Source organism: Paenibacillus terrisolis, from assembly GCF_056171975.1.
The window spans coordinates 48023-73713 of record NZ_JBKFGG010000005.1 but is presented as its reverse complement, the minus strand read 5'-3'; the positions used below and the strand labels follow the sequence as shown (position 1 = coordinate 73713).

Annotated in this window: 26 protein-coding genes, 1 other RNA gene and 1 pseudogene; 13 read left to right on the top strand and 15 right to left on the bottom strand. The window is 50.8% G+C overall.

Features of this window, described 5'->3' with window-relative positions; genetic code table 11:
• Nucleotides 1–13: 13 nt before the first annotated feature.
• The gene (locus ACI48K_RS05695) at nt 14–1108 is read right to left on the bottom strand and encodes a quinone-dependent dihydroorotate dehydrogenase (RefSeq protein WP_475026583.1); all 1095 of its coding nucleotides are present in this window, start codon (nt 1106–1108) and stop codon (nt 14–16) included.
• Nucleotides 1109–1303: 195 nt separating this feature from the next.
• Here ACI48K_RS05695 and ACI48K_RS05690 point away from each other — a divergent pair, with 195 nt between their 5' ends.
• A complete protein-coding gene (locus ACI48K_RS05690) occupies nt 1304–1441 on the top strand; it encodes a hypothetical protein (RefSeq protein ID WP_475026582.1) in 138 nt (45 codons plus the stop codon).
• A 12-nt stretch (nt 1442–1453) separates the two neighbouring features.
• Here the strand turns inward: ACI48K_RS05690 and ACI48K_RS05685 are convergent, their stop codons facing one another.
• The gene (locus ACI48K_RS05685; RefSeq protein WP_475026581.1) at nt 1454–2902 is read right to left on the bottom strand and encodes a L,D-transpeptidase family protein; all 1449 of its coding nucleotides are present in this window, start codon (nt 2900–2902) and stop codon (nt 1454–1456) included.
• A gap of 214 nt (nt 2903–3116) precedes the next feature.
• On the opposite strand from ACI48K_RS05685, the gene ACI48K_RS05680 reads away from it, so the two are divergent.
• Both ACI48K_RS05680 and ACI48K_RS05675 read left to right on the top strand, forming a co-directional pair.
• Complete coding sequence (locus ACI48K_RS05680; protein WP_475026580.1) at nt 3117–3659, top strand: RNA polymerase sigma factor; 543 nt, start codon at nt 3117–3119, stop codon at nt 3657–3659.
• Nucleotides 3652–4950, top strand: coding sequence for a DUF4179 domain-containing protein (locus ACI48K_RS05675; protein ID WP_475026579.1), 1299 nt, complete (start codon nt 3652–3654; stop codon nt 4948–4950). Before ACI48K_RS05680 ends, ACI48K_RS05675 begins: the two co-directional genes overlap by 8 nt.
• Nucleotides 4951–5091: 141 nt before the next feature.
• Here ACI48K_RS05675 and ACI48K_RS05670 read toward each other — a convergent pair whose 3' ends face one another.
• Together ACI48K_RS05670 and ACI48K_RS05665 are read right to left on the bottom strand one after the other, a co-directional pair.
• Nucleotides 5092–5334 (bottom strand): ferredoxin, encoded by a 243-nt coding sequence (locus ACI48K_RS05670; protein ID WP_475026578.1) that lies wholly within the window; start codon nt 5332–5334, stop codon nt 5092–5094.
• 124 nt (nt 5335–5458) lie between these two features.
• Entirely contained in the window at nt 5459–6745 is a 1287-nt protein-coding gene (locus ACI48K_RS05665) for a DNA polymerase IV (protein WP_475026577.1), read from the bottom strand.
• A gap of 187 nt (nt 6746–6932) precedes the next feature.
• Between ACI48K_RS05665 and cimA the strand changes: the two genes are divergently transcribed.
• Both cimA and ACI48K_RS05655 read left to right on the top strand, forming a co-directional pair.
• A complete protein-coding gene (gene cimA, locus ACI48K_RS05660; protein WP_475026576.1) occupies nt 6933–8552 on the top strand; it encodes a citramalate synthase in 1620 nt (539 codons plus the stop codon).
• A 23-nt stretch (nt 8553–8575) separates the two neighbouring features.
• Nucleotides 8576–8938 carry a DUF1304 domain-containing protein gene (locus tag ACI48K_RS05655; protein ID WP_475026575.1) on the top strand — a complete coding sequence of 121 codons (363 nt, stop codon included), beginning with the start codon at nt 8576–8578 and terminating at the stop codon, nt 8936–8938.
• A 57-nt stretch (nt 8939–8995) separates the two neighbouring features.
• Here ACI48K_RS05655 and ACI48K_RS05650 read toward each other — a convergent pair whose 3' ends face one another.
• Entirely contained in the window at nt 8996–9601 is a 606-nt protein-coding gene (locus ACI48K_RS05650) for a TlpA family protein disulfide reductase (protein ID WP_475026574.1), read from the bottom strand.
• Between the two features lie 133 nt (nt 9602–9734).
• On the opposite strand from ACI48K_RS05650, the gene ACI48K_RS05645 reads away from it, so the two are divergent.
• Nucleotides 9735–10229: a M67 family metallopeptidase gene (locus tag ACI48K_RS05645; protein ID WP_475026573.1), complete on the top strand. Its 495-nt coding sequence runs from the start codon at nt 9735–9737 to the stop codon at nt 10227–10229.
• Between the two features lie 4 nt (nt 10230–10233).
• Here the strand turns inward: ACI48K_RS05645 and ACI48K_RS05640 are convergent, their stop codons facing one another.
• From ACI48K_RS05640 to ACI48K_RS05630, 3 genes are read right to left on the bottom strand one after another with little or no spacing between them, the layout of a single operon-like run.
• Nucleotides 10234–10965 carry an exonuclease domain-containing protein gene (locus ACI48K_RS05640; RefSeq protein ID WP_475026572.1) on the bottom strand — a complete coding sequence of 244 codons (732 nt, stop codon included), beginning with the start codon at nt 10963–10965 and terminating at the stop codon, nt 10234–10236.
• A complete protein-coding gene (locus ACI48K_RS05635) occupies nt 10962–12053 on the bottom strand; it encodes a DUF294 nucleotidyltransferase-like domain-containing protein (protein WP_475026570.1) in 1092 nt (363 codons plus the stop codon). Before ACI48K_RS05635 ends, ACI48K_RS05640 begins: the two co-directional genes overlap by 4 nt.
• Nucleotides 12054–12105: 52 nt before the next feature.
• Nucleotides 12106–13530, bottom strand: coding sequence for an ammonium transporter (locus ACI48K_RS05630; RefSeq protein ID WP_475026569.1), 1425 nt, complete (start codon nt 13528–13530; stop codon nt 12106–12108).
• Between the two features lie 283 nt (nt 13531–13813).
• Here ACI48K_RS05630 and ACI48K_RS05625 point away from each other — a divergent pair, with 283 nt between their 5' ends.
• Nucleotides 13814–14245, top strand: coding sequence for a MerR family transcriptional regulator (locus tag ACI48K_RS05625; protein WP_475026568.1), 432 nt, complete (start codon nt 13814–13816; stop codon nt 14243–14245).
• 49 nt (nt 14246–14294) lie between these two features.
• Nucleotides 14295–14975, top strand: a complete 681-nt coding sequence (locus tag ACI48K_RS05620; protein ID WP_475026567.1) for a zinc metallopeptidase — start codon at nt 14295–14297, stop codon at nt 14973–14975.
• A gap of 465 nt (nt 14976–15440) precedes the next feature.
• Here the strand turns inward: ACI48K_RS05620 and ACI48K_RS05615 are convergent.
• The 3 genes and pseudogenes from ACI48K_RS05615 to ACI48K_RS05605 form a co-directional block, all read right to left on the bottom strand.
• Nucleotides 15441–15710: pseudogene (locus ACI48K_RS05615) on the bottom strand (transposase); the annotation flags it as partial.
• Nucleotides 15711–16662: 952 nt separating this feature from the next.
• The gene (gene gltC, locus ACI48K_RS05610; protein WP_475026566.1) at nt 16663–17571 is read right to left on the bottom strand and encodes a glutamate biosynthesis transcriptional regulator GltC; all 909 of its coding nucleotides are present in this window, start codon (nt 17569–17571) and stop codon (nt 16663–16665) included.
• Between the two features lie 121 nt (nt 17572–17692).
• Nucleotides 17693–18307 (bottom strand): rhomboid family intramembrane serine protease, encoded by a 615-nt coding sequence (locus tag ACI48K_RS05605; RefSeq protein WP_475026565.1) that lies wholly within the window; start codon nt 18305–18307, stop codon nt 17693–17695.
• A 106-nt stretch (nt 18308–18413) separates the two neighbouring features.
• On the opposite strand from ACI48K_RS05605, the gene tpx reads away from it, so the two are divergent.
• Nucleotides 18414–18935 (top strand): thiol peroxidase, encoded by a 522-nt coding sequence (gene tpx, locus ACI48K_RS05600; RefSeq protein ID WP_475026563.1) that lies wholly within the window; start codon nt 18414–18416, stop codon nt 18933–18935.
• A gap of 80 nt (nt 18936–19015) precedes the next feature.
• On the opposite strand, the gene ACI48K_RS05595 is transcribed toward tpx, so the two are convergent.
• From ACI48K_RS05595 to ACI48K_RS05585, 3 genes are all read right to left on the bottom strand, one after another.
• The gene (locus tag ACI48K_RS05595; protein WP_475026562.1) at nt 19016–19405 is read right to left on the bottom strand and encodes a DUF1499 domain-containing protein; all 390 of its coding nucleotides are present in this window, start codon (nt 19403–19405) and stop codon (nt 19016–19018) included.
• 402 nt (nt 19406–19807) lie between these two features.
• Nucleotides 19808–19999: non-coding RNA, 6S RNA (ssrS, locus tag ACI48K_RS05590), on the bottom strand.
• Nucleotides 20000–20086: 87 nt separating this feature from the next.
• Nucleotides 20087–20878: a YesL family protein gene (locus ACI48K_RS05585; protein ID WP_475026561.1), complete on the bottom strand. Its 792-nt coding sequence runs from the start codon at nt 20876–20878 to the stop codon at nt 20087–20089.
• A gap of 189 nt (nt 20879–21067) precedes the next feature.
• Between ACI48K_RS05585 and ACI48K_RS05580 the strand changes: the two genes are divergently transcribed.
• On the top strand, nt 21068–21166 hold the full coding sequence (locus ACI48K_RS05580) for a sporulation protein YjcZ (protein WP_475026560.1): 99 nt from the start codon (nt 21068–21070) through the stop codon (nt 21164–21166).
• 73 nt (nt 21167–21239) lie between these two features.
• On the opposite strand, the gene cshA is transcribed toward ACI48K_RS05580, so the two are convergent.
• Nucleotides 21240–22835 carry a degradosome RNA helicase CshA gene (gene cshA / locus ACI48K_RS05575; RefSeq protein ID WP_475026559.1) on the bottom strand — a complete coding sequence of 532 codons (1596 nt, stop codon included), beginning with the start codon at nt 22833–22835 and terminating at the stop codon, nt 21240–21242.
• Nucleotides 22836–23080: 245 nt separating this feature from the next.
• Between cshA and ACI48K_RS05570 the strand changes: the two genes are divergently transcribed.
• From ACI48K_RS05570 to ACI48K_RS05560, 3 genes are all read left to right on the top strand, one after another.
• Nucleotides 23081–23914 carry a YitT family protein gene (locus ACI48K_RS05570; protein WP_475026558.1) on the top strand — a complete coding sequence of 278 codons (834 nt, stop codon included), beginning with the start codon at nt 23081–23083 and terminating at the stop codon, nt 23912–23914.
• A gap of 189 nt (nt 23915–24103) precedes the next feature.
• Nucleotides 24104–24292, top strand: coding sequence for a hypothetical protein (locus tag ACI48K_RS05565; RefSeq protein WP_475026557.1), 189 nt, complete (start codon nt 24104–24106; stop codon nt 24290–24292).
• A 195-nt stretch (nt 24293–24487) separates the two neighbouring features.
• Entirely contained in the window at nt 24488–25684 is a 1197-nt protein-coding gene (locus ACI48K_RS05560) for a putative glycoside hydrolase (RefSeq protein ID WP_475026555.1), read from the top strand.
• Nucleotides 25685–25691: the final 7 nt, after the last annotated feature.

The window sequence follows — 25691 nt, the reverse complement described above, 5'->3', positions numbered from 1 at the left end:
TACAGTACCCAGCTTATCGGTGATCAGCCCCTACCGCCTCGGATATATGGGCGAATCCGTCCCGCCTCAGCAGTTCCTTTAAGCCGCGGTGAATGGCGCGATTGATCTCAGGACCTTCATATATAAGTGCCGTGTAAATCTCGACCAAGCTAGCTCCCGCGCGAATTTTGGCGTAAGCGTCGGCGGCGTTAAATATCCCGCCTGATCCGATAATCGGCAGCCGTCCCTCCGTTTGCTGGTACACTTTGGATATAATTTCAGTCGAGCGGGCGGCAAGCGGCTTCCCGCTAAGTCCGCCGGTTTCCTTGGCACGGCTGTGCCGAATCCCTTCCCGAGAAACGGTGGTATTGGTTGCAATAAGCCCGGAAACGCCGCTGGCCTTAATCGTTTCGACCATAAATTCCAACTCATCGTCAGTGACGTCAGGGGCGATTTTCACCAGCACCGCCTTTCGCGAACCATGCCGCTTGGCCTGAGCCGCCATCTCACCAACCACAGCCTCAAGCAGTGAAGACAAATCGTCGCCATGCTGCAAATTACGCAAATCCGGCGTATTCGGTGAACTGATGTTCACCACAAAGAAATCGGCGTACGGATATAGCGCCGAAATACACTGTTCATAGTCGCGGTATGCCTGTTCATTGGGCGTCGTCTTGTTTTTGCCGATGTTTACGGCAATCGGGATGGGCCGGGATTTCAGTGCGCCAAGTCGCCTTGCCATTTGTTCCGCTCCGCGATTATTGAAGCCCATCCGGTTGATCAGCGCTTCCTCTGACGGAAGCCGGAACAACCGCGGCAAATCGTTGCCCGGCTGGCCTTTCGGCGTTACCGTCCCTACTTCCATGAACCCGAACCCAATGGAGGAAAAGCCCTCAACGGCGTCCGCATTTTTATCGAGCCCGGCGGCAAGCCCAACCGGGGAAGGGAAATGAATTCCGAATAGTTCGATAGCAAGCTCCGGCGTTTCATGAACGCCGTACAATCCGCGAAGCATCAAGGCCGCACCAGGGACCCTGGAAGCCGTATGTAAACCGCCGATCACGAGATGATGTGCTTTTTCCGGATCCATCCGGAAAAACGCAGGTTTTCCTATATGCCGGTACAACACGTTCGTTATTCACTCCGTTCGTCAAGCTTTCCTTGCTCTATAACCAGTTTAGCCGTTTCTCCGGCAAAAGAAAAGTCGGCATGAACTTTGTGAAATAGCGGACATGTATGGATATTTGAAATGAAAGCCATTACAATATAGATATGTGTACCGATAATTGTCAATTCCTTATAGTAAAGAGAGGGGAAGGTATCCATGTCAACCAAACGCAAACCGCCTACGCTGCAGCAAAAAAGAGATGAGGTCAACAAGAAAGCGCTCATCTGGACCATATCCATTGTAGCGGTGCTCATTATAGCCGTTGCCGTCGTGCTTATTTTGTTCCAGACTTAAACTACTAAGCTACTACAGCCAGTGATATGTTCGATGGGGATTTGTCTGATCTTGCCGGTGTCCCAGCGCAAAACGCTGCTTCGGGACGCTCTCAAGCGAAGACAATATCCCCTTTCCTATCGTTACCTTCGTTCCTTTGGGCACCAAATCGAACAATTCCTCGATATCCTTTTTCCCCATGCGGACGCAGCCCTTCGATTCGTCTTTACCGATGCTGTCCGGATCGTTCGTTCCATGGATCGCGTAGTTCGTATCCGACAGTTGCATGCCGCGGCTTCCGAATTCTCCGTTGTCCTTTCCGTTCGGGTTCACGACTTTTTCCGAAATCGCAAACGTGCCTTCCGGCGTATGGTCTCCGCCCAGTCCAATCGGATAACTTCTTAAAATGATATTTCCGCTGACCACCGCGAGACGATGCGTCCTTTTGTCGACGATGATTTCCAAAGGTTTGTCAAAATACGGCTGTTCTCCCGGACGGAAGCCGGTTGCCTCATCCGCCGAATTCGCCGGTTTACCCTTTTCGTCACTTGAATTGTCGTTTCCGTTTCCGCTTTGAAGCTCCTTAAGCATAGGCGCAAAAGCCTGCTCCATCACGTCATTGCTCCCCGCCAGCCAATTGTCAGGAAACGGGCCGGTTAATTCCTTCAAGGTTGACGGCCAGTTGCCAAGCTGCTGTTTATAGCGGGTCATCGCCGAAGAGAGCACAGCAAGCGACTCTTGGCGCTCCTCCCATTTTTTCGCGTCCTTCATCAGCCCCGACGCATCCGGCGCTTTGCACTTACAGGCGGCGGAGTCATAAGATTGAATCGTGGTGCGTCCGCCCTCCTGACTGCGCTCGATGCCGTAGACAATCGGCATTTTATCCGACCATATCAGCCATTTGCCGGCAGGCTTCATGCCGAGAACCGCGGTATTCAGCACGGTCGGCTGATTCCGGCTTGGTTCCTGCAGCAGGGCGCCCAGCGTCTTGGCGGGATCTCCAGAGCCGCCCGCATATGCTTTTGCCGTAAAAACGGGACCCTTAACGGGCGGCTCAGAAACAGTCTCCGCGTTATCTACGCCTGCATTGTCATCGGGCAGTTGCGTATCGACCGCAGGTTCTACGGTATCCGCATTGGCCTCCTGGGCGCTGTCCGCAGACGGCGAGCCTCCCGGAACTTGGGCGGACGGAAAGATGAGCAGCAGCGCAAACAGCAGCGCCACGCCTACCTTGCGGATAAGCTTTCCCCGTTTCTCCAAACGTTTTGACTCCTGGACAATGCCCGCCTGATAGCCCTTCCATAAATCCTCGGGGGTTTTGCCGGACTCAAACGCTTCGTATACGTTCCCGGCCTGAATGTAACAGTAGTGGGCCTTGCCCTCCTGTCCGGTTGCTTCATATTCCTTGCCCAGCAGGTACCAGGCCATTTTATTGTTAGGATGATTCTCCACATATTTTTTGAGATACACCGAATTCGACATTGACATCCTCCAAAAAGGTGATCGGATATATCTTTATATATCGGTAAAAATAGCCGGGATACTGAACCCGTTCCTTCGCGAAAACCAAATTTGCGACTTAAAGCCTACTGTAAAAATGAGGAAAGCTAATTAAATGGTAATATTACCGTGAAATCCATTTTCAAATGAACCTTTTGGGCCGCTATATGCTCTTAAAGTAAAGAGAGGTGAAGACATGAGTATCGCATCCAGCGTAAAGAAGGCCAAGAAGGGGGACAAGGAAGCTCTCTTGCAATTAATTATGGCGGAGAAAGACAAATATTACCGGCTGGCTTATTTTTATCTGAAAAATGAGGCGGACGCCATGGATGCTCTGTCGGACATGATCGTTACGCTCTACGAGCAGATCGTTTATTTAAAGAAGGAAGACGCCTTTTACTCCTGGAGTAAGACCATTCTGGTCAACCAATGCATCCGATCGCTCAAAAGAAGCAGCAAAGTCGTGCCGATCGGGGATCAGCTTCCGGAGTCAAGCGGCCGCGAGGAACATGGCGGGACCTATGAATATCGTCAGGCGGAAGAGCAAATGGACCTCAACGCGCTGATGTCGCATTTAAACGATGAACAGCGCGAAGCCCTCCATCTCAAATATTATCGCGATCTGGACTATAGGACGATTGCCGATTTGACTCATGTTCCGACAGGAACTGTCAAATCCCGGATTTATAACGGTTTAAAAAGGCTGAGAGAGCTGCAAGGGAGGAAAGAACATGAGTAAAATGGATGAGGATCGGCTTTTGGAGATGACGCTGGGCTCGCTTGCAGCCCCCGAAAACATGGAGTCAAGATTGAGAGAAGCTTTGGATAAGGCAGTACCGCGGAGAACCCGGAAATTGCATATAAAGAGCGGTTGGAAAATCGCGGCAGCCCTCTTTGCCGTTATATTGTTTGCCGGCAATCAATACCATGCGCTGGCCTATTACGGGAAAACCCTGTTAGGCTTTGACGGAGTCGTGAATGCCACTCTGAGCGAACTTAGCAACCAGGCAAAGGGACAAGCTCTCGAAAAACGAACACAACTTGCGGACGGTACCGAGCTAACGATTAATGGGATCATGTCGGATGAGAATCAATTTATTTTGTTCTATACTCTGAGCAATCCAAAGGGCATTATTGATGGCGGCACGGATATTTTCCAAGCTATCGGGATTAAAGGTTTTGGGACGAATTCCCGTTTCCAGTCAGGTGCGAGTGATGGCAGGAACAAAAACGAGATTAAAGGATACTTTACTTTTGAGCGAGTCAGCCCGTTTGCCAAAAAACTGACACTTTCATATTGGCAAAATACCCCCGGAAAGGATCAGAGGACAAAAGGACATCTTTCATTCCCCTATTACTCGGACATGGCGATGGCAACAAAGATCAAACAGCCTATCAAACAAACGCTCAAGATTGGCGGCAGCAGCATTACCTTTGGATCCATCACCGCAACACCGACAATGACTTTAATTGAAGGCACGGTTCAATTGGAAAATGATAAACAGCTGGACCAGGCATTAAGCGGTGTCGACTTGTTGGCGAACGGAGAGCCGGTTGCGCGGATCGGCAGCGAAATTGGCCCGTTGGATTCAACGGGGCATACAAGGGCATTCAACTTGCGTTTTGACTCGCTCCCGGAAAATCTTCAATCTTTGCGACTTGATCTAAAGAAATTTTCCGCATATCGCGGGATTGACCAGAAAGTTCCGTTGGATAAGATCGGCGCGCCGCTGTCATTGGAAGGGCGAGAGCTTAAGATCATGAAAGTGGTTTTGGGAGACCAAGGTATTGGGATTACTATCGAGACCGATGAAGACGTAGTATTCGACGGAGTATCCATTGAGACGGAATCCGGCAGTGTTCCCTTACAGGCTACCGAAGGGGAAACCGGGTTTAAGGAAGCGGACGGAACGTTTAAAAGCACAAGAACTTTGTTGTTCGCCACTAAAGAAAAGCCGCATGATTTAGTCATAAAAAGCATGGTTTCTCTCGAGCCATATAACGACTCAGTGAGGATTCCAATCAAGTAAGTTCATTTATATAAGCGGCAATAGCTCAAAGAAATGGCGATGCAGGGATAATTCCCACGCATCGCCATTTCTTCGAGCTGTCTGTTAAGTTTAGTTAATTCCTTTTGGGACAACCCCTTCTTCGTACCGTGACGATTAAGCTTAGCCTTCTTTATTGAACGGAGTATCCGCAATTTTGATGGAATCCGTTGGGCAGCCGTCGCTAGCGTCTTGCAGGTCGTCATGCAAATCCTCAGGAATTTCCGTTACACCGCGGTTGCCATCGTTTTCATAAATGACTTCGGCAAGGCCTTCATCGTCGTAATCGTAGATATCCGGTGCTGTAGCGCCGCAAGCGCCACAGGCGATGCAAGTTTCTTTTTCAACCCAAGTATATTTCGCCATCTTTTTCTGCCTCCTGAAATAAACAAATACAAGTCCGGTGCTTGTTACATCACCATGATCAATATAATATAAACGGCTGGTAAATTCAATGTATTTTCCGTATTATTCCAATTGAGAATCGTGATCATTCCTCGCTGTTTTCCCGCAGAAAATCTTTCTGCAAAGAGGTTCCGCGGACCTTGTGATTGCGGATGAGCGCGGACGGATCGTCAGTCAGCATTCCGGCCGTCAGGACGGCATCCTCGCCGAATTTGTCGCGCAGCATATCCATCGTTTTGATCAGCGACTCCCGTTTGGGCTGCTGCTCATAATCGAACAGGTCAAGCTGAAGCGCCGAGTCCTCCTTGTCCACCAGGTTTTGCAGCGTAATTCCGAGCAGACGCACGGGTTTGTCTTCGCTCCAGTGTTTCCGGTAAAGTTCGCAGGCTTCATGGTAGATGTCCTCCGCTCTTTCGGTGACGGTCTCCAGTGTTTGCGAGCGAGTGATCGTCTTCATATCAGGCGTCCGGATCGTGATCTGCACCGTTTGCGCCACCAGCTTCTGCCGCCGCAGCCTTCTCGCCACCTGATCCGCCAGGTTTAGCATCACCCGCTGTACATCCTCCATGCTGCTGATATCTTTCGGGAGCGTCGTTGTGTGCCCGACGGATTTACTCTTCTCACGCTCCTCGCGCACCGGAGAGTCGTCAAGCCCATTCGCCGCCTGCTTCATCCAGATGCCAAACACGCCAAAGCGCTCTTCGAGCTTGCGTTCATCCGCCGCCGCGAGCTGACCGATCGTATGAATCCGCATCAATTTCAGCTTTTCCGCAGTTTTCCGGCCGATCCCGAACAGATCGCCGCACGGCTTGCCCCACAGCAGATCGGGCACGTCCCGGATTCGGAGCACCGTGATTCCGTTGGGCTTTTTCATATCGGAGGCCATTTTGGCGAGCAGCTTATTCGGAGCTATCCCGATGGAACACGGAAGCGCCAGTTCATCGGCAACCCGCCGCTGTAGTTCCCGGGCGATATCCAGCGGCGTCCCGAACTGGCGCGAACCGGAAATATCGAGATAGCATTCATCGATCGACATGGCCTGAAGCAGCGGCGTGTAGCTGTATGCGATACTCATGAACGCCTTCGAATATTTTCGGTACAAATCGAAATTCGGACGAATAACGATCAGCTCCGGGCATTTCTTCAGCCCCTGGCTCACCGTCATCCCGGTGGCAACTCCCATTTTGCGCGCCGTGTAGGAGCAGGTGACGATAACGCCTTTGCGCAGCTCCACACTCCCGGCCACCGCGGTCGGGCGGTTCCGGTATTTTTCCGGCTCCTCCGCTTCGTGCACGGAGCAATAAAAAGCGTTCATATCGACGTGAAGAATGACCCTGCCCTTAGCCGGATAATAATCATCGACATTTTTCACAGGCTACCCCTCATTTATCAGTTCTACCCTTTCTCCCAGCATACCTTTCCCTATATAACGGGTCAACATCGGCCCATGCAAAATCATAAAAACCGTGTTACATTTAAAAAAACAGGTGTTATAATAAAGAAATTATACCAAAACGGTTACTTCAAATTCAGGACATCCAAAGGGGGACACTTCCATCATGTCAAAAGCTTTATCCATCTTCGACACAACTCTTCGGGACGGCACGCAAAGCGAGGGCATTAGCCTGTCGGCGGACGACAAGCTGAAGATCGCAAGGAAGCTGGATCAGCTAGGTGTCCATTACATTGAAGGCGGAATCCCGGGAAGCAACAGCAAAGATATCGAATTTTTCTCCCGTGTCAAGGATCTCCGGTTGCAGGCGAAAATCGCCGCATTCGGCAGTACCCGCCGCAAGGACAGCATCGCGGAGCATGACGTCAATTTGAACCGGATGATCGAAGCCGGCGTTCATGCTGCCACCCTCGTCGGAAAGTCCTGGGATTTCCACGTCCATACCGCATTGCAGACGACGCTTGAGGAAAATCTGGCGATGATTTACGATTCCATTGCTTACTTGAAGCGGCAAGGCCTTGAAGTTGTCTTCGACGCCGAGCATTTCTTTGACGGTTATAAAAACAATCCGGAATATGCGCTCGCCGTCATGCGCAAGGCCGAGGAAGCGGGAGCCGACTGGCTGGTCATGTGTGACACGAACGGCGGCAGCATGCCGCATGAAGTGCACGATATCGTCAGCGTGCTCTCCGGCAAGACAACGAGCTCGCGCCTCGGCATCCATACGCATAACGACTGCGAGCTGGCGGTGGCCAACTCGATCAGCGCGGTTCGCGCCGGCGCGGAGCAGATTCAGGGAACGATGAACGGCTATGGCGAACGCTGCGGCAATGCCAACCTCTGCTCCATCATTCCGAATCTTCAGCTCAAGCTCGGTTATACGGTGCTCGAACCCGATCGGTTGAAGCAGCTCACGAATACGGCCCGTTTTGTCAGCGAGATCGCCAACGTTCATCTGCCGATTAATCAACCTTATGTAGGAACCGCCGCGTTTGCCCATAAAGGCGGCATCCACGTCTCCGCGATTCTTCGCGACTCGCGCACGTACGAGCATATTTCTCCGGAAACCGTCGGCAACCGGCAACGGGTGCTTGTGTCCGAGCTCGCGGGCCAAAGCAACATTTTATCCAAGGCCAAGGAGATGGGCATCGACTTCGATCCCGAAAATGAGAATACCCGCGAGGTTATCGCCAAGATCAAGGATCTTGAACACCAGGGGTATCAATTCGAGGGGGCGGACGCTTCGCTGGAGCTGCTGCTTCGACAGGCAAACGGCGAGCTTAAAGAACTGTTCGTATTCGAATCGTTCAAAATGCTGGTGGAGAAATCAGCGGGCAACCCGGTCGTTTCGGAAGCGTTTGTCAAGCTGAATATCGACGGAGCCAGCATATACACAGCGGCAGAAGGCAACGGTCCGGTCAACGCGCTCGACAACGCGCTTCGCAAAGCATTGATCACCTACTACCCGGGTCTCAAAGAAATGCATTTGTCCGACTATAAAGTGCGCGTGCTCGATGACAAGGATGCGACGGCTTCCAAAGTTCGCGTGCTTATCGAATCCAAAGATATTGAAAATTCCTGGAACACCGTCGGCGTCTCCAGCAATGTCATCGAAGCCAGCTGGGAAGCCTTGGTTGACAGTCTGCGGTATGCTCTCATCGGTCAGACCAAACGGGAGGACTACGAAGAAATTCCGTCGGCCGGCTGGGGACTGGTCAATCATTGATCTATGGAGAGAGGTACAAAACGATGGAATGGTTAAGCAAAATTCTGGTAGGGATTGTAGCGCTGGAGCATGTTTACATTCTCATTTTGGAGATGTTCCTGTGGACATCGCCCCGGGCAAGAAAGGCCTTCGGCACAACGCCCGAACTGGCTTCGGCAACCAAATCGCTGGCAGCCAATCAGGGCTTGTATAACGGATTTTTGACGGCTGGCCTGATTTGGGGGCTGGTTCATGGAGATGCGGCGTTTGGCCAGCAGATTCAAATTTTCTTTCTCGCCTGTGTAGCCGTCGCCGCCATTTACGGCGGACTTACCGCAAAGAGATCGATTATCCTGGTGCAGGGGCTTCCGGCGTTTTTGGCACTGGCCGCGGTATTATTCACTTAATCGATAACGCAAAAACCCGAAGAATCCTGACGGACACTTCGGGTTTTTGATTGTTGGTCATGATTGGGGCTGCTCCAAGAGTTTCATGAGCTTTGCTTCCAATTCCTCCGGTGGAAGAGTGCCAACGATAACCTCCCGGACGATTTCGTTCGCATCGATCAGGACGTTCGTCGGAAACGCGACGCCGTTAAACAAACGGTACGCCTTTTCGTTCTCGTCGAGCAGAACCGGGAAGTTATATCCGTATTTTTTCACGAATGCTTTGGCATCCTCCAGCTTGTCGTAAACGGTAACGTTAACCGCGTAGACATCAAGCGAATCCTTGTATTTATCGGCCAGGGCAACTAAGTCCTGCGCTTCTTCCTTGCATGGATCACACCAGGAGGCCCAGAAATTCAAGAGCAGCGCTTTGTCTCGTTTGCCGCCGACTACATAGGTTTCCCCATCCAGCGCTTTCAGGGAAAATGCCGGAGACGGCGTTCCCGGCTTCGGAGCCCCTTCGGCGGCAAGCTCTCCAAGAGACTTGTTCTCCTCCGAAGCGGACGACGACACCGGCTCCGCCCCAGCCCCGGAATACGAAAACAGGCCCTCACCGCGATTTTCATACAGAACGGCGGCCAAGAGAATCAGAAAAGCTGCCAGAATCCATCGGTTTCGCTTCATTTCGCTCGTTCCTTTATGGTATGGTGGGTTGTGGCTAAATAATTCTTTCTATTAACATTGTACCCTGATTTTACGATATGTTACAGACCTGTGAAATTAGCTTCAAAATTAAACCGATTCGGAGCGATAAGAGATGCAGCATTCACTGTCATTGGGCGCTCAAGATCCCGGCTTGCTTATATATCCGGAGGCGTGGCGCCGCCTTAAGGAAGACGGGTGCCGGAGGTATCCGGAGGAGGCCTGCGGACTCCTGTTCGGAACATTCTCCTCGGAAGCTTCCATCATCGAACGTTATCTGCCGTTATCCAACGCTGCCGCCGCGCCGCAGCACACTTTTGAATTCGACCCCGCCGAGTGGGTCAGGAGCTGCTTTGACCCGAAGCTGATCGGCGTTTACCATACCCATCCGACGACGCTTCCGATGCCCTCCGATACCGATCTCAGGCAACTGCCCCTTTTTGCCGGCATGCTTAGGCTTTATCTGATCGGATCGCCGGATTCGCCCGAACAAGCCGAAAAACCGCCCGGTGCTCCGGACGGCTTTTGGTTGAACGCTTATCGTATCGAATCCTATGAGAACGGAAGTTATACCTTGCATCAAACCGAATTGTCGCTTTTGCTGGAATAACGCCCTAGGTTTTGCTCAAATAAGTGTAAAGATCGCCAAGTGTAATGACCCGCTGTTCTTTGAGACGTCCTATCAATGCACTCCATAGACTGGCCGTCATCTTGGCGTCTTCAAGCGCATGGTGCCGCTGCGTAATGGGAATGTCATACATAGCAAGCCATTCGTCCAAGCCGGATGTGCGGCTGTCCGCATGCAGCTTGCGCGCAATCATCATCGTATCAAGCACCCGGTGCCCGAGATGCGCTTTGGTCGTTTTCCAAAGGGCGACATCGAGAAACGCTTTGTCATGGGCACTGCCATGGGCCACCAGCACCCGGTCGTCGACGAACGCCATAAAACCGCGAAGCGCCTCGAGCAAAGGCGGCGCGTCACCGGCCATTTCCGGCGTAATCCCGGTCAATTCCACGATGCGCTCAGGAATATCGCATGCCGGCTTGGCAAGAGAGTAGTACACATCATCACTAATATTGTCCCCCTCCACCTTTACCGCCCCAAATGACAAAATTTCATCACCATAATGATAATGAAATCCTGTCGTTTCCAAATCGAAAACCGCGATTTTCAAATCGGTAAGCGAAACGTGGAGCGTTTCCGGGCGGCGTTGCCCTTTGGTCAGGGAGCGGACAAACGCAATTTGCTGGGCGCTTGGTGCGCCAAGCATAGAAGCAATTCGAGGCACTCCCCCTCCCTTCAAGGCATCCCAGAAACCGCCGTTCCCTTTCATCGGTTCCTTCATAGCCATTTCCTTTCCGTATACCGGTGCTGCCGCTGCAGCGTCCGGTACATCAGCCTCACCGTACCCAGCGCTTCCCTAAGCTCGCGCCGGAGTTCCTTCTGCCTAATCATAATCTGCGGCAAATAATGAGTGCCTGTCAGCAATCCGTCTTCAATTTCCGGCGGCGTCAGGGATCTTAACCGCACGGCTGTATCAAAGGCTTTTTTGCAAGACTCCAGCCAGCGGCTAGGAACGGCTTCCAACTGATAAAGCTGCCCGATCCTTTCCCATGTCGTTGAGGATTCGACTCCGTATTGCATAGCCAAATACCTCACCGCATTAACAATCGGAATATAAAGCCCGTATTTCACATCAAAGTCTCCGGCGTGTTCTCCCGAAGGTTCGGTAATCACTTGACCCAGCACATTCAGAGCGGCTTTATGCCTCACCGTATTGCGCAATATGGCGGAAATCAGATCCTGATCCACTCCCTGATCGATCTCCATGACATCGGTCAAAATTTTGCGGAGAGCCGCAGACAAGCTCTCATCTCCAGAGATATGACGCATATCCGCCGCGATCATAAGGTATCTAACCTGCTCCCATCCCAGCAGCTCGCGCCACCCTGTGAATTGATTCTTCCATTCCTTCAGCGAGTGCCGCCACAAGGAATTGGACAGCATCACATTGCCGGGACAAGGAGGATAACCAACTTCGGTCAGAATTCGGGAAAGTTTTGAGCTGAATGTCTGAAAATAGGATTCCGTCTCCGCTTCATCCCCGTCTCCGATAATCAACCCGTTGTCCTGATCGCTCCACAGCGTTTGTTCCGCCCGTCCGGCGCTTCCGAAGGCAATAAAAGCGTAAGAGGCTGGCGGGGGGCCGAAGCCCTCCCGTACCATCGCCTCTTCGCATAATACCGCCGCCCGCGCCATAATGGCGTCGTGCATTTCACTTGCCTCGCGGTTCCATTCCTCGACCGGCAAGGAAGAAAGCTTGCCATAGATCGAGTCCTGTTCTTCAATTCTCGCCAGCCTGAGCGATCCGGGAGATGAAGCCGCACGGATCGCTTGTAAACCAGCGCTGTTTAGGGCAGCTTCATGACGCATGGCTATACTCCCTTTCTGGCCCGGATCATCGCTCCTTGGAATCAAGGCTTGATTACAATTCCGCCGACTTGCCGGTTTCAGCTGCCGGGGCTACGCCTCCAACGCTGCGGTTCAGCAAGCTCATTTGTTCCGGATAGCCATAAGTGCCATGTTCACTGATATCAAGTCCCATCATTTCCTCTTCTTCGGTAACGCGCAGACCCATGATCCACTTCATCCCGCCAAGGATAATGAAGGAAAGCACCAGTACGAATGCAAATGTTCCGATTACTCCGAGAAGTTGTACGCCCAGTTGGCCGAAACCGCCGCCGTAGAATAATCCGGCGTCGCCCACTCCCGTTTTTTCGGCAAGCTCAGGTGTTGCAAACAATCCTGTGGAAATTGCGCCCCAAATCCCGGCAATCCCGTGTACGGAGAAAGCGTAGATCGGATCGTCCAGACCGGCCCGTTCAAACCATCTTGCCGTAAAGAACGTCAGCACGCCCGCAACGGCACCGATAACAATGGAAGCCCAAGCTTCGACGAATGCGCAAGAACCGGTGATTGCAACGAGTGCGGCAAGTACGCCGTTAAGCATGCTCGGAATATCCGATTTGCCCATAACCGCCCAGGAGATGAGCAAAGCGGCAACTCCACCCGCTGCGGCAGCCAGGTTCGTCGTCAATAATACATAACCGAAGAATCCGTCATTCAGCGGCGTCAATGCACTGCCCGGGTTGAATCCGAACCAGCCGACCCACAAAATGATAACCCCGAGTACCGTAAGCACTTGGTTATGACCAGGAATATTGTTTGGTTTGCCGTCTTTATTGAATTTGCCAAGACGAGGCTTAAGCAGGAAGGTCGCCGCCAAGGCCGCCGTTGCGCCTGTGAGATGCACGACTGTGGAACCCGCGTAGTCTTGCATACCCAATTTGCCGAGCCAGCCTCCGCCCCATACCCAGTGAGCGATAATCGGATAAATCACGATGATAAAAATCGTACCGAAGATAATATAAACGCTTAGCTTGGCCCGTTCCGCCATACCGCCGCAAGCGATTGCCAGCGAGACGGCAGCGAAGGCCATTTGGAACAAGAACATCAGGTTCAGCGGAACGCCAACTTCGGAAAAGACGCTGAACGAACCGATGGCGCTGTCTCCTCCAAACAGAAATCCGGTTGTTCCCCAGAAGCCGTTGCCGTCGCCAAAGGCGAATCCGAAGCCAAGCAGCCACCAAGCAATGACGGCTATGCCGGCAGTCAGGACGGTTTTACCTGCCACGTGACCGGCATTTTTCATCCGAACCGTTCCCGCTTCAAGAAGCGCAAAGCCCGCTTGCATGAAAAATACGAGCATGGTTGCCAAAAATACGAATACTGCGTTCAAGCCGACTTGCAGTACCGGAGTTGGAATATCCCCATCGGCGGCGAAAGCCGATGCCGGAAATGCAAGCATTGCGACAGTCCCCAATAATCCAAAAAGCCACTTCTTCTTCATCTCACGCACTCCCCTAATGTTAAGTTTCCTAACACAAAATGAATTATTAATGTGATTATAAGACGAAAGCATTATATATGACAATAGTTTTTTTGAAAAAACGCATATTTAACATATATTCTAACATTTGATGTTATGTTTTGTATGTTTTTTTGTTCCTTAGCCGCTATAAAAAATAAAGCATTACGTTTGACTGTACAGTTCCTATTAAGTATCATAAGAATATATAAAGAAAATTATGATCTAATCTTGGGTAGCAAGGAGAGGTGATTCGGTTGGAGTTATGAAGTTATACCGGATTGGGGAATTGGCCAAAGCTGCCGCGGTAAGCGAGCGGACGATCGATTACTATACCAAGCTGGGATTGATCAGACCCGAGAAGCGGACGCAAACCAACTATCGATTGTACAGTCCTGAAACCTTAAGCCGGCTTGAACGTATTAATCAAATGAAGCAAGAGAAATATACGCTGGATGAAATCCGCGAGAAGCTGGAGCAATGGAGCCGGGTCAGCCATGAAGAACAAGTTACCGAGAAGCTTAGTTCCCTGGAGATTCACATGCAGCAGCTTGAGCGGGAGGTAAAGGAATTGGAGCCCCTCATCTCCAACCTGCAACCTAATCAGGCAAAAAGGGCATTCTCTCATTTAATGCCGCAGAGTCTGGCTTGCATGGAAGCGATCCGCATCTTATTGAATCACGGGCCATTCTCTTGACAGCCGAGTCAAACATCATCTTTCAACTTTAATAATGGAGGAATGCTTCATGTACTCTGACGTAATGCTAATTCCGATTCTCATCGCTTTTGCCCTCTCCCTTTGGGCGCAGTTCCGGGTAAAAGGAACTTTTAATCGATGGTCGAACGTATCGAATATGTACGGGTTAACCGGACGTGACGCCGCAAGACGTATGCTGGACGCAAACGGCCTGCATGACGTTCCGATCGAACCGGTCCGAGGCGTCCTGACCGATCACTATGATCCGATCCACCGTGTCGTCCGTTTATCGGAACCGGTATTCTACGAAAGCTCGATCTCGGCCGTTGCCGTTGCCTGCCACGAAGTCGGGCATGCGATTCAGCACAAGGAATCCTATCCTATGCTGGTACTGCGCCACCGGATGTTCCCGATCGTGAACTTCGCTTCCGGTATCGCTCCTTTCCTGCTGCTTGCCGGATTTATCTTCGGGGCCTTTAATCTGATCGGACTCGGGATCATTTTCTTCTCGGCCGCCGTTCTGTTCCAGATCGTAACGCTTCCGGTAGAGTTTAACGCCAGCAGTCGGGCCCGGAAAGTCATGGTGAACCAAGGCTTCATCAGCCATGAAGAATCGCGCGGCGTGGGCAAAGTTCTAAATGCCGCCGCATTAACTTATGTGGCTGCAGCGCTCATCTCCATCCTTGAGCTGCTTCGTTACATCCTGCTTTTCGTCGGCAACCGCGATTAAAATACATGAGCTAATCAAAATGAGGGTATTCCAAAATTAAACTTTGGAATACCCTCAATAATAAAATAGGATGGCATCCGCAAAAACCAGGGAGCTAAGCGAGAACGGAGCGCTTAGCTCCTTGATTTTTTAGCGTCCACAGCAGCTTTTTTCAGTAAATTACGGGCAAGGCCCCCCCCCCCGTCCTCCAGGCATACTTTCGGCAAGCCTTTGGGCAGGGACTGCTTAAACCCTCGATTGTTCTCGATAGCCTGCACCGAGTTCGCGCTTTCCCCTGCTCCGTCACCGCGCTCACCCTGTATTAATAAGCCGTTCTGTTCGTTAACCCCGCATTCGTGTATCCCAAACACAAGTTCTGGCTCAACCCCGCCGCCTAACCGCCGGCATATTGCCTTTTTCACTACCAAGCCTTTCCCACGTTTGGTTCTTTAACCGCATATATTTCATACTGACTTTGATCTAAGAGTCCGGAAGTCCGGGCGCTGCCGGCCACATGAACATGATGTTTTCCCGGATAGCTTTGGCGATCTGACGAGAAGAAGATATCCGCTGGGTGTAGGCGTAGATGTTGACTTGGGTGAGCATCTTGGGATGATAGCTATCTCGTCCGCCTCCCGAGCAAGCCGCGTCGAAGATGGCGTCATTCAGACGGTTGACAGCGCCGTTACCACGCGTACAAGGCGATTTTCGGGAGCTGTCTTCTTCTAAATCCATTGGTAAAAACAATTGATCCATGGTATATCAAATGTACAAAAGAAACCTCCTTTACAACAATGGTTGGGGGTGTGCATCCATTTTACCGAAGAGGGGCTTCTTTTTATTTGATGAAATGAAAAAAGGATGGCCCTTCGTCACCTACGATGACTTTTAAGACACCCTCATAAAACTTATCATAACAAGTGAGAAGAAAAACCCTGCCCGACCGCTGACAGGTACCGGATCAACTTTGAGGATTGGATTGCGTTAAAGCAAATGGTTAGAACACGTGTCAGGTCTGGTCAACGCTATCCCCAAACGACGCATCCCTCCGGCACTCAAAATAGCGGCCCTTTATGGCCTTATTTCCACCGGGAGACCTCATTTTGAAAGAATAGCGCCGTTTTATGGCCTTATTTCTTCAGAAGATCTCCCTTTTTCCCCGGTTTTGAACGTTTTGCCGAAAATAAGACCATTTTGTACCCCTATTTTCGGGAAAATGCGGTTTCGGAGTGAAATAAGGCCATTTTATACCGCTATTCGAGAGATCATTCGAGAATCGTTCGAGAAATCATTCGAGTTTGAGAAATCGTTCGAGAAATTGCCGCTTGCCGTTTCGTTGATTGTTGATTCCGGGCCAGGACGGCCCCGTTCAGCGCTCGCCGCTCCAGCGAAGCAAGTAAAGGTACGCGCCGGGCTCGAACCCGATGAGGCCTTAATCCGGCTGAGCGAGCGCTCACGCTCGATGCCGAGCTCACTCCGGCTGACTGGCGACCGGGCTGCCACCGCCGGCAAAGCCGGCCCGAATGCGAATCTCACGCGGACCTGCTCGCCCTGTGCGCCGTGCATCAAAGGCACCCGAAACTCACGGCGTTTTCGGCTTCGAAACGAGCCCATTTACTTTTGGGACACCCTCTTCGTGTCCCTCCCTGTGACGCTGAAACCCCAACTTGCGAAAAACGCAGCAGAACGCTTTCAGCATTCGCTTTTCTTAACTTGGCGGCGTCGTTATCTGGAGTCCGAAATACTCCAGCAAAAACAGGCGGAATGACTGCGCAACCAGCGGCAGCTTCTCATCCGCCCGGTGGATCAGGCCGATGGTTCGGGTCACCTTCGGCTCGGAGATGCGCACACGGGTGGGCTGCAGCGTAAAGCTCTGAAACAGCGCCATTTCCGGCAGCAGGCTGACGCCCATCCCAGCGGCGACCAACCCTCGGATCGTGTCGGTCTCCTCTCCTTCAAAAGCGATCTTTGGCGTAAACCCCGCCTCCAAACAAGCGTGCCAAACAATCGGCCTGAGCGAATAACCTTTGCTGAACAAAATGAACTTCTCATCCTTCAGCTGATTCAATCGAATGCTCTGCTCGGCGGCAAGCGGATGGCTGGGAGGCAAAATCGCCACCAGATCCTCCGTCAGCACCACGTTCCCCGTAACCTGATCATGGTTTTCCGGAAACGGGGATATAAACGCCAAATCGACTTCGCCGGATACGACATCACGGATTAAAGTAGGATAAGTGCCTTGTCTAAAACGGAATTTAACGTTCGGGTACATTTTACGGAACTCGGCTACCACGCTGGGAATCATATGGATCCCGAGGCTATTTGGAAAGCCTAGGCGGATTTCCCCTTGTTCCGGATCCAGAAATTCATGAACCTCATTGACGGCCCGATCCAAATCCTTAAGAATCGTCTCCACCCGGCTGCAAAACAGCTGGCCGACCGCCGTCAAATGCAGGTTCCTTCCCTTTTGCATGAACAAATCAACGCCGAGCTCTTGCTCCAACTGATGAATTTGCCGGCTGACCGCCGACTGGGCCACGTGAAGCTCCTCGGCCGCCTGGGTGACATGCTCTTTCCTCGCTACTTTCACAAAATATTGCAGTTGTCTCAATTCCACGAATCTGATCGCTCCATTTCGCTCTCCCGCTCGCATCCGAAAAAAAGCTGTTTTATCATGATCATATGTTTATTTAACATAATTATAATTAACTTTAATGTACCATTTACTTACAAATGGTTCAACGGCGTTTTAACAAACGGATCATTAATCCGTAAACGAAAAATCCGCTGATCAGCCCGCCGATATGAGCCATCCAATTCACCTGCGGTACGGCGAAAGAGAAGATGATCCCGACGGCCAGCAGGCTGTATAACGTCTTGCGCGAGCTTTCGTCCATCATCTGGCGCTGCAGTAGGGCGATGTACAGAAAAGCCCCATAAACGCCGTAGACGGCCCCGGAGGCGCCCAATGAAAAGTGCGCAACCGAAGACTGCATGTAAATCTCGAGGCTGATCCAGTTGGCTATCACGCCGGTAACCAAATATAACAACGCGTAACGCCACCAACCCAAAAGCCGCTCCATCGGCGGCGCGATCACCAGTATGGCGAAGCTGTTGGACAGCAGGTGGCTGAATCCGCCATGAAGAAAAATCGCCGTCCCCAGGCGCCACCACTCGCCCGCATAGGGCTCCACATTGGTCAACACTCCGTATTTGACCAGCGTTTCCGCGTTTTGGACACCTCCATCGAAGGCAACAATGATCGACATAATAATATTTATCGCCGTGATCAAACAGGTGACGGGATAATATTTGAGGTAACTTTTCCAATTTTCGTATCTGATAAAAATCATACCGTTCCTCCTCTATGTCCTATTTTCCTTTTGTTGGACATTTCATTTTTAAAACGATTATAATTAAAATTGAAGTTAAACTATGAACCATAGGAGGAGAAATGCAATGACACAAGAACGCGCTAACGCGGCTACATCTAAAGGCAATCCGATTACACTGGTAGGACCGGAACTCAAAGTAGGCGATACCGCCCCCGATTTCCGCTTGAATAAAAATCTGCTTGAAGAAGCCACTTTGCAAGATTATGCCGGCAAGATCAAGCTGATCAGCGTCGTGCCCTCCCTGGATACGGGCGTATGCGACGCCCAAACCCGCCGCTTCAATCAGGAAGCCGCTGGTCTAGGCGAGGACGTGGTCATTCTGACTGTGAGCGTGGATTTGCCGTTCGCTCAAGCCCGCTGGTGCGGCGCAGCCGGTGTTGACCGCGTGATCACGTTATCCGACTATAAGGACAATTCCTTCGGCAAGGCCTACGGCGTGCTGATCAAGGAATTTGCGCTCGACCACCGCGCAGTATTCGTCGTCGACAAGGACAATAAGATCCAATACGTCGAAGTCTTGAAGGAAATGTCCGAGCATCCGGACTATGAAAAACCGATCGCTGCGGTTAAAGCTTTATTAGGCTAAACTTGCCGCCGCGCTTCAAAAGAAAAGCGAGTAGGAGAGAATCTCTCCCCTGCTCGCTTTTTTGTTTGACCACGCAATCTTTACATAGTCTTGTAAGTTCCCAACTTCTTCTCCAGCATCGCATACAAGTGCATAATGTTCCGGTAATTCGCGCCCAAATCGCCAAACGAACCACGTGTCGCGGAGTAGATATCAACCGCGCTGCGCACCGGTCCCGTGGAGACGATGGATACCGTAATATCCATGATACGCCCGAAGCTCGTACGCTTCTCAAGCGTGATCTCGCCTACGGAAGGCACTTCGTGCAGCACCTTATATCCGGGGATTTTCTTTAAAGTCGAGGATACTTCCTCCCACAAATTGTCTTTCGATAATTGATAATATCTTGTTTTCAATTCTGGGACTTTCGCGCGGTCGCTGGTTCCCTCCTGACTGCGGAAAATACCGGTTAACGTTCTTTTAAATGACAACCTCTTCTTCCTCCTTCAACCAATTCAACGGGTGGTATGCGTTTTCTTTATTCTAGTTTATCATTGTTGAAACGCAAACAAAAGCAAAGACTATATAAGTCGAACCAAAGATTGAAAACGTAAAACGGCAGCCGTGCAAAATATTCTTTCGATCGCTGTTGTTCCCGGATTTTTTGATTTATTAAATTCAAATGGAGTAGAAATCCGGTCACAAAGGCGAACGAAGCCTATGCTTCCGATGCAGCTTTTTTTACAGAAAGCTTTTAGCTTCTGCCGGAACATTTCACACTCTTGCCAAGTTACTTTTTCAGCGGTTCAACTTATATAGGTAGCGCATACAAAAAAAGCACCCCGTTTCCCTTTTTGTGACAAAAGAGACTCAAGGTGCCATTCAGTGATTAAATAAGACCCGCCTATGCCGTCCGGTTACATTGTCTCGAACCTGCATCCGCAGGTGGGTGACCGCAGCGACGTTTTTGAAGTCCCCTCATCACAAATGGATAGGGCCTTTCAGCCGCGACGCAATTTAGGTCTCCCGAGACATTGTCATTGGTTCAAAACAACATAGAACCGAAACGTACATCGCAGGACGTAAACCTATTATAGAACTTCGTTAACTAAATGTAAACTCAGGCGGCAAGCTGTCTCGCAGGTAAAATTTCCCTCAAAGGAACAAACCGCTCAGCTCTTCTCCTGCTCGTCCCCGACCGGGAGCTCCAACACCGAATCTTCATCGTTGGCGCCAGCTTCTCCGTCCGTTTGCTCTTCTTCGGCCTGACGCATTTTCTCAACTTTTTCCTGCACTTTGTTGAATGCCACATGGAAATTATGATATGCGACAAAAGCCATCAAGCTCCCGAATCCGAACAGGATCAGCCAGGAGTATTTCAGCGTCAGAAACGCCAAAGCCACGGTGCAAATCAGCGTCGACAAAGAACGAAAAGGACGGATAATGGTGAACAAAATTGCGTTTTTGATCAGCGGAATCACCTTTAGATGATAATGAGCCACCAAAGAAAAGAAATTAAATAACGAAATGGAAAGCAAGATCAAGAAAACCAGAATCAACATGCCTACAAACTGCAAGTTGGTAAACTTTTTCATGTAAACGTCGAAATCAATGGCCATGATCACAAACAGCAGCGTATAAAAAATGCCGCCAAGCATGCTCTGCTTATAGTTTTCCCGGTAACCTTTGAAGAAAACCTTAAAGACGCTTAGGTCCGCTTCGCCCATCACCCATTTGCGCGCCACCGAAAATAACGCGGCCGTCGCCGGAAACAGTGTAAACGGTGCCAAAATCGCCATGTATAAAGATGTATCCCGCAAAGTCAGTTCGGGTATCATCAACCCACTAAACAAAAAGAACATAAACGGCAGCGAGCAAATCAACCACAGCAGGTTGCTTCCCGCAATTCGCATGATCCATTCCGTAATTTTATAAAAGCCGCCCATAAGACCCTTGTATTCCAAGTAAAGTTCTCCCCTCAAATCGTGATTTATGTCTATATCTTACTATACATGATTCGTCCATCGCGTTCCAGCGCCTAATTTGAAAGTTCTGGGTAAGCGTCTAAACTGCAAACGCCCGTGTGCCATAGTATATACCGTAACTTCAAAACTTCAACCAACATTCTGCAACAATAAAGGAGGTTTTTGCAAATGTCCGGTGTAGGATATGGAGGGTTTGGGACTTCCATCGGAATCATATTGGTTTTGTTTATTCTGCTTGTCATTATAAGCCGCGCGTTCATCTTCTAGTCACCCTCATAAATAACAAAGAAGACGGAGAAAATTCTTCGTCTTCTTTGTGTTGATCCCTCAAAATCAGGAATTAATTGTCAAAAGAGTTGTTCTCGCTGCGCTTCGCCGGTCTGCGATCGCCGCCGCCGCTTGGGCGTGGCTTGCGGTCGGAAGAGGAAGACCGGTACGAATCGCGTCCGCCCTCTCTGTTATAACCGCCTTTATTGCCGTAACCGCCACGGCTCCCGCCATCACGGTTGTCGCGGCGATATCCGCCGCCGCTTCCACCGCTGCCGCCGCTGCGGCTTCCGTAGCCCGAAGGCTTGCGTCCGCTCGAGCGAATGTCCGGATTCCGGCGTTTCACGCGAATCGGTTCCTCAGGTGTAAGCTCGATGTTAGTCTGTTCGCTTTTATCGCCGGTGATCAGCTTAAAGGCGGCGGAAAGCAGGTTCACGGAATCATATTGCTCCAGCAATTGGATAGCGATGCCTTTGTACTCGTTCAGCTCGCCGGCTTCCACCAGCTCGAGAATCCGTTCCGCCGTAATCCGCTGCTTGCCTTCAATCGCTTCCGCGATGCTCGGCAATGGCTTGCGGGCGATCTTGTGGCGCGTAATCCGCTCGATGAAATGAAGATGGTCGATTTCGCGCGGCGTAACGAAGGACCAAGCGGCACCTTCCTTCCCGGCGCGGCCGGTACGGCCAATCCGGTGCACGTAGCTCTCGGGGTCCTGCGGCAAGTCGAAGTTTACGACGTGCGAAACGCCGGAAACGTCGAGACCGCGGGCGGCCACGTCAGTGGCTACGAGTACGTCGATGCTGCCGTCGCGGAATTTGCGCATCACGGTGTCGCGTTGGTTTTGGGACAAGTCGCCGTGCAGGCCGTCGGCGGAATAGCCGCGTTTTTGCAGCGCTTCGGCGAGTTCGTCGACCCGGCGTTTGGTCCGGCCGAATACGATCGCAAGCTCAGGCGATTCCATATCGAGCAGGCGGGTTAACGCATCGAATTTTTGGCGTTCATGCACTTCGATGTATGCCTGTTCGATCAGCGGCGCGCTGACCTGTTTAGGAATGACGGATACATGCTCCGGTTCTTTCAGGAATTGCTGAGCCAGCTTTTGGATATTTGCCGGCATGGTTGCCGAAAATAACATTGTTTGGCGTTCTTCCGGAACCAGCTTAAGGATGGCCTGAATATCCTCCATGAAGCCCATATCCAGCATTTCATCGGCTTCATCCAGCACTACGGTTTGCACATCGTCAAGTTTGATCGTTTTCCGGTTGATGTGGTCAAGAAGACGGCCCGGAGTACCGATGATGATTTGGGGTTTCTTCTTGAGCGCGCGAATTTGGCGGACGATGTCTTGACCGCCGTAGATAGGAAGGGAACGAGTTCCTTTAAAGCGGGCCAGCTTGCCGATTTCTTCGGCAACCTGAATGGCGAGTTCACGGGTTGGCGTCATGATCAGAGCGACAATCCGTTCTTCCTCTTTGGGAATCTTGTTGATCAGCGGCAGGCCAAACGCCGCGGTTTTGCCCGTACCGGTCTGAGCTTGTCCGATTAGGTCGCGGCCGCTCAGCGCGAAGGGGATCGATTTGGCTTGGATCGGGGTCGCTTCCTCGAATCCGAGCTCGGTAACTGCCTGTAAGACTTTAGGCTCGAGGCCGAAATCTGCAAAAGTGTTCAATATGTTCATACTCCTTCTATATAGTGGACATTCCACCATCTTCACTGTATTCTTAAGTAGCATTTAAACGTTTATAGACTGTCCAAACAGCCGATATATTTTACATACGACACCATTCATAGCATGTCGATAAAATGGAAAAGGCTCCCTACTCAAGAATATCTCAAACATTATAGCACAAAACAATCAAGGAACACCAGCAAGCAGGCTCTCGGTACTTCCATATTTTCGTGAGGTGAAATGAAGTGTTTAAAGAAATCAGGAACTGTGTCGTGATACTGATCGGAGCGGCTTTGATCGCTGCGGGTTTCAACCTGTTCCTCGTTCCGCATCATCTGCTGAGCGGCGGCGTGTCCGGTCTTGCCATGCTGACCGGCTACTTCTCCTCTCTCAGCATCAGTACCATGTATCTGGCTTACAATGTGCCGATTCTGATCGCCGGACTCTTTTTGCTCGGGAAGCGATTCGTCGGCTTAAGCATTTTATCCGTTGCCGGCACTACCTGGTTCATCACTCTGATTCCCGTTCCGGCTCCGGATCAGCTTCTGGCATCCGACCCTTTGCTATCCGCTGTCTTCGGGGGCGTGATCGTCGGGATCGGCAGCGGTATCTCATTCCGCGTAGGCGGTTCCTCCGGCGGCTTCGACATCGTTGGCTCCATCGTCACCCGCTTCCGCGATTTTCCGGTCGGCAATGTGCTGGTCTCTCTCAATGCGATCGTTATTCTGGCCATGGGTTATCTTGACGGCAACTGGGATCTGGCCCTGGCTTCGATGGTTTCCATATATATTTCCGGCAAGGCCGTCGATCTCATTCATATCAGCCATATCAAAGTTACTTTGTATATCATTACGGACCAAACCGATGCCATGCTGGCCCGGCTGCTTAAGCTGCCGCGGGGCGTAACGCTAATCAAAACGCAAGGCGCTTTTTCCCATAAAGAAAAAGATATGCTGATGACCGTCACCACGCGATACGAGCTGACGGAGCTTAAAGAAATCATTAGGCAAACCGACCCCGGCGCCTTCGTCAATATCGTGGAAACCGTCGGAGTCATGGGCTCGTTCCGGCGGAGGTAACCTGCGGAGGATTTGGGGTTTCATACCGTTTAATTTTCAATTTTTATTTGCTATAATGATTTAAACGGTTCCTTAGTCAATTTCATAAGTAACAGCTTTACCCGGTTATTTCACAAGCTTTGTGCTTTTCCTGGGCAAGAATGATTCTAAGTTCGAATGATTCTGAAGGAAAGGGTGATTGTTGTGGAAATGGAAACGGTAAAACTGGAACAAATCGTTATGAAGTGGTTCCCTGACATGTTGCCTGTCTTCAATCAGAAGGAACTCAATTCGATGATCATCCTGCGGGATGGCCTAACCATCTTGGAATCGAAAGATGCCATGGAAATTATCCAATTCAGCATCTGTGAGCACCAAAACACGGCATTTCTTCATTAAAAAGCTTTAAGATATTCAGCAGCACCCGGCCGTTTCTTTTGCCTAGTCAAAAGAGACGGCCTTTTTGCGGCTTTGGCCAGAATCTATGAATCTTCGAAAAAATTGTCAATTTGCTTAATAATGACAAAGATGTTCATTCTGCCGTCCTTTTATCCGGTATAATCAAAACGAATGCTTACAAGGGAGAGGAATATCATGAACATCATCTGGACGCTCCTGCTTCTGGCCTTGAGTACAGGGAGCGCAGCACCGCAGGCACATTCTACTACTGACAACAGCCACCTGACACGTATCCTGCAATCATCCTATCGTACCTTTACCGCAAATCTGGCTCAAGGCCGCATCGACCATCCTCTAGGTCCTTCCGAGCTGGCGGTAAGCAATCTGCCGCAGGAAGCCGCACCCAAAGTCAAAGGCATCTACGTTACCGCGTACAGCGCCGGAGGCTCCCGGATGAACCAGTTGGTCGATCTTGTCGACAAGACGGAGCTCAATGCCATGGTCATCGACCTGAAGGACGATTCGGGATACATTACGTACAAGACCGATAATCCCGATTTGATCAAAATGGGCAAGCCGCAGCCGTTCATCCGCGATATCAACGCTTTGATGGACCGCCTCAATAAACATCAGATTTATCCGATAGCCCGCATCGTTGTGTTCAAAGATACGATTCTTGCCAAAAAGCATCCGGAATTATCATTTGTTCAAAAGGACGGCAAGGTGTGGAGCAATGGGGGCGGCGATAGCTTCGTCAATCCGTACAGCAAAGAGGTATGGGATTACAATGTGGAAATCGCCAAGGAAGCCGCAAAGCTGGGCTTCAAGGAAATCCAGTTTGATTACGTCCGATTCCCCGAAGGCTTCGAGAAACGCGCAAATACGCTGAAATACGAGAAGAACGGCATGAGCCGGGTTGACGCCGTCTCCTCTTTCGTGAAGTACGCAAGAGAGCAGCTTGAACCCCTCGGCATAAAGGTGTCGGTCGATATTTTCGGATATGCGGCATCCGTTCCGGCCGCTGAAGGCATCGGCCAGGATTTCGTGAAAATCTCCGACAACGTCAACGTGATTTGTCCCATGATCTATCCGAGCCATTACAGCACGGGCTGGTTTGACGCCAAAGATCCCGACAAAGCTCCGTATCAAACGGTCAAGGGCGCTATGAAGGACACCCATGCCAAGCTGGATCCCTTGGGCGATAAGAAACCCGTGATCCGTCCGTGGATACAGGATTTCACGGCCAGTTGGCTGGGGCAAGGCCACTACATCAAATATGGCAAGCAAGAAGTCGAAGAGCAAATCAAAGCGCTGAAGGAAATGAACGTCGACGAATTCCTGCTCTGGAACGCGTCCAATAAATATACAGCGAACGTTGATTATAATAAATAAGCCGATA

Excerpts from the sequence above, each read along its gene's own strand:
- ACI48K_RS05690 (WP_475026582.1), top strand. The coding sequence starts at position 1,304 with ATGTCAACCAAACGCAAACCGCCTACGCTGCAGCAAAAAAGAGATGAG.
- ACI48K_RS05685 (WP_475026581.1), bottom strand. The coding sequence starts at position 2,902 with ATGTCGAATTCGGTGTATCTCAAAAAATATGTGGAGAATCATCCTAAC.
- ACI48K_RS05680 (WP_475026580.1), top strand. The coding sequence starts at position 3,117 with ATGAGTATCGCATCCAGCGTAAAGAAGGCCAAGAAGGGGGACAAGGAA.
- ACI48K_RS05675 (WP_475026579.1), top strand. The coding sequence starts at position 3,652 with ATGAGTAAAATGGATGAGGATCGGCTTTTGGAGATGACGCTGGGCTCG.
- ACI48K_RS05670 (WP_475026578.1), bottom strand. The coding sequence starts at position 5,334 with ATGGCGAAATATACTTGGGTTGAAAAAGAAACTTGCATCGCCTGTGGC.
- cimA (WP_475026576.1), top strand. The coding sequence starts at position 6,933 with ATGTCAAAAGCTTTATCCATCTTCGACACAACTCTTCGGGACGGCACG.
- ACI48K_RS05655 (WP_475026575.1), top strand. The coding sequence starts at position 8,576 with ATGGAATGGTTAAGCAAAATTCTGGTAGGGATTGTAGCGCTGGAGCAT.
- ACI48K_RS05650 (WP_475026574.1), bottom strand. The coding sequence starts at position 9,601 with ATGAAGCGAAACCGATGGATTCTGGCAGCTTTTCTGATTCTCTTGGCC.
- ACI48K_RS05645 (WP_475026573.1), top strand. The coding sequence starts at position 9,735 with ATGCAGCATTCACTGTCATTGGGCGCTCAAGATCCCGGCTTGCTTATA.
- ACI48K_RS05640 (WP_475026572.1), bottom strand. The coding sequence starts at position 10,965 with ATGAAGGAACCGATGAAAGGGAACGGCGGTTTCTGGGATGCCTTGAAG.
- ACI48K_RS05635 (WP_475026570.1), bottom strand. The coding sequence starts at position 12,053 with ATGCGTCATGAAGCTGCCCTAAACAGCGCTGGTTTACAAGCGATCCGT.
- ACI48K_RS05630 (WP_475026569.1), bottom strand. The coding sequence starts at position 13,530 with ATGAAGAAGAAGTGGCTTTTTGGATTATTGGGGACTGTCGCAATGCTT.
- ACI48K_RS05625 (WP_475026568.1), top strand. The coding sequence starts at position 13,814 with ATGAAGTTATACCGGATTGGGGAATTGGCCAAAGCTGCCGCGGTAAGC.
- ACI48K_RS05620 (WP_475026567.1), top strand. The coding sequence starts at position 14,295 with ATGTACTCTGACGTAATGCTAATTCCGATTCTCATCGCTTTTGCCCTC.
- ACI48K_RS05605 (WP_475026565.1), bottom strand. The coding sequence starts at position 18,307 with ATGATTTTTATCAGATACGAAAATTGGAAAAGTTACCTCAAATATTAT.
- tpx (WP_475026563.1), top strand. The coding sequence starts at position 18,414 with ATGACACAAGAACGCGCTAACGCGGCTACATCTAAAGGCAATCCGATT.
- ACI48K_RS05580 (WP_475026560.1), top strand. The coding sequence starts at position 21,068 with ATGTCCGGTGTAGGATATGGAGGGTTTGGGACTTCCATCGGAATCATA.
- ACI48K_RS05565 (WP_475026557.1), top strand. The coding sequence starts at position 24,104 with ATGGAAACGGTAAAACTGGAACAAATCGTTATGAAGTGGTTCCCTGAC.
- ACI48K_RS05560 (WP_475026555.1), top strand. The coding sequence starts at position 24,488 with ATGAACATCATCTGGACGCTCCTGCTTCTGGCCTTGAGTACAGGGAGC.